Below are 2026 nucleotides of genomic sequence, written 5' to 3'. Positions count from 1 at the left end.
TATACCACAGCGATGGTGCCACGGTGAGAAGAAGAGATTTCCTGAAGGTCGCAGCACTCATGCCTTTCGTCCTTGGTGCAGGAACGAATGTTCACGCGCAGACATCCGGGCCGGCATTCCACGAGGCGCTCTACTACCGGAAGACGGGCTCGACGAAGGATGTCGAGTGCCTGCTGTGCCCCCGCCGCTGCACGCTTCCCGACGGTGCCACGGGCTTCTGCCGCGCCCGCAGGAACATCTCCGGCAAGCTCTATTCCCTCGGCTACGGCTCGCCCTGCGCGGTGCATATCGATCCCGTGGAAAAGAAACCATTCTTCCACGTCCTTCCCAGGACGTACTCCCTCTCCGTGGCAAGCGCCGGCTGCAATTTCCGGTGCCGGTTCTGTCAGAACTGGCAGATCTCTCAGGTATCACCCCTCGAAACCACCAACGTCACCCTGCCGCCGAAGGACCTCGCCGCGGCAGCCGCCCAAAAGGATTGCAAAAGTATCGCCTACACATACACGGAGCCGACGAACTTCTACGAATACATGTTCGACACGGCGAAGGCCGCCCGCGGGCGGGGCATCCTGAACGTCGCGCACTCCAACGGCTACATCAACCCCGAACCCCTGAAGGCCCTGTCCAGGCACATGGACGCCATCAATGTAGACTTGAAGGGCTTCTCCGAAGACTTTTACGGCAAGCTCTGCGAAGGCAGGCTCGCACCCGTGCTCGCCACGATAAAGACGCTCAAGCGGTCCGGTGTATGGGTTGAGATCACGAACCTCGTCATAGAAGGGTACAACGATGACGAGAAGATGGTGAGGGAGATGTGCCGGTGGGTCGTGAAAGAGGTCGGACGGGATGTGCCCGTCCACTTCTCCCGCTTCTACCCCATGTACAAACTGACGGGGATCTCCCCCACATCGGTGAAAACGCTTGAGAGGACCCGCGACGTGGGCTTCGAAGCGGGACTTCAGTTCGTCTACATCGGGAACGTCCCGGGCCACCCCGGAGAGAACACCTACTGTCCGAAATGCAAGACGATCCTCATCCAGAGATCGGGGTACAACGTCCTCAACGTGACCCTCAAGAACGGCGCGTGCCCCTCATGCGGGACAAAGATAGGAGGGATATGGGCGACATGAGAAGGACACATGCGAACAAAGGCTTTGCTGTCCTGGCCCTCACGGCGGTGTTTACCGCCTGTGTTCTTGTCGCGGCGGCAGGCGCGGCGCTCGCGCGATCCGCAGCCCCGGTGAAGAAACCTGTCTTCGCGGGCTCATTCTACCCCGCGGACAGCGTGTCCCTGCAGACCGTGGTGGACGGGTACCTGAGGGACGCCGAGCGGGTGGGCGATGTGCCCCCGGGCGTGTTTGCCGTTATCGCCCCTCACGCGGGGTATATCTATTCGGGAAAGACGGCCGCCTACTCGTACAACGCCGCCAGGGGAAAGGGCATAACGACGGTGATCCTCCTCGGGCCCAGTCATCGCAGTTCCTTCAGCGGCATAGCCCTCTACCCGTCGGGCACCTGGGAGACGCCCCTGGGAAAGGTGCCTGTCGACACCGCCATGGGCAGGAAGGTGGCGTCCCTCTGCGGGGCCGTGAAGGACAATCCCGGCGCCTTCGACGAGGAACACTCCCTCGAGGTACAGCTTCCCTTTCTCCAGCGGACATTGAAAGACTTCAAGATCGTTCCTCTTCTCACGGGAGCCCTGGAAAGAAAGGACATGGAGACGCTCTCCGACTCCCTCGCGACGATCCTCAAGCAGCACAGAGGGAAAGTGCTTCTCGTCGTCTCCTCGGACATGTCGCACTATCATCCATACAGTGAGGCGGTCAGGATGGATTCATCGACGTTGAGGTTTGTGGCCGACCTCGACGCGGCGGGCCTTATCGATGGGCTGGCAAAGAGGGAGAACGAGCTCTGCGGCGCGACGGCGGTCGCTGCCTCCATGATGGCGGCGGCGAAGCTGGGGGCACAGGCACAGGTCCTTCACTACACGAACTCGGGAGACACGGCGGGGGACAGGACGAGGGTG

General features: G+C 61.4%; 2 protein-coding genes. Both read left to right on the top strand.

Translation table 11 applies throughout. From position 1 onward, the window contains the following. Window positions 1–59 precede the first annotated feature (59 nt). A complete protein-coding gene (amrS, locus tag GXX82_16715; protein ID NLT24687.1) occupies window positions 60–1130 on the top strand; it encodes an AmmeMemoRadiSam system radical SAM enzyme in 1071 nt (356 codons plus the stop codon). Further along, on the top strand, window positions 1127–2026 hold a 900-nt coding region (amrB, locus tag GXX82_16710), incomplete at its 3' end, for an AmmeMemoRadiSam system protein B (protein NLT24686.1). The genes amrS and amrB, both read left to right, overlap by 4 nt.

It is taken from the genome of Syntrophorhabdus sp., assembly GCA_012719415.1.
Lineage (GTDB): Bacteria > Desulfobacterota > Syntrophorhabdia > Syntrophorhabdales > Syntrophorhabdaceae > Delta-02.
Note: the sequence above shows the minus strand (reverse complement) of the source record. Positions and strands in the feature narration are given on the sequence as shown.

Excerpts from the sequence above, each read along its gene's own strand:
- amrS (NLT24687.1), top strand. The coding sequence starts at position 60 with ATGCCTTTCGTCCTTGGTGCAGGAACGAATGTTCACGCGCAGACATCC.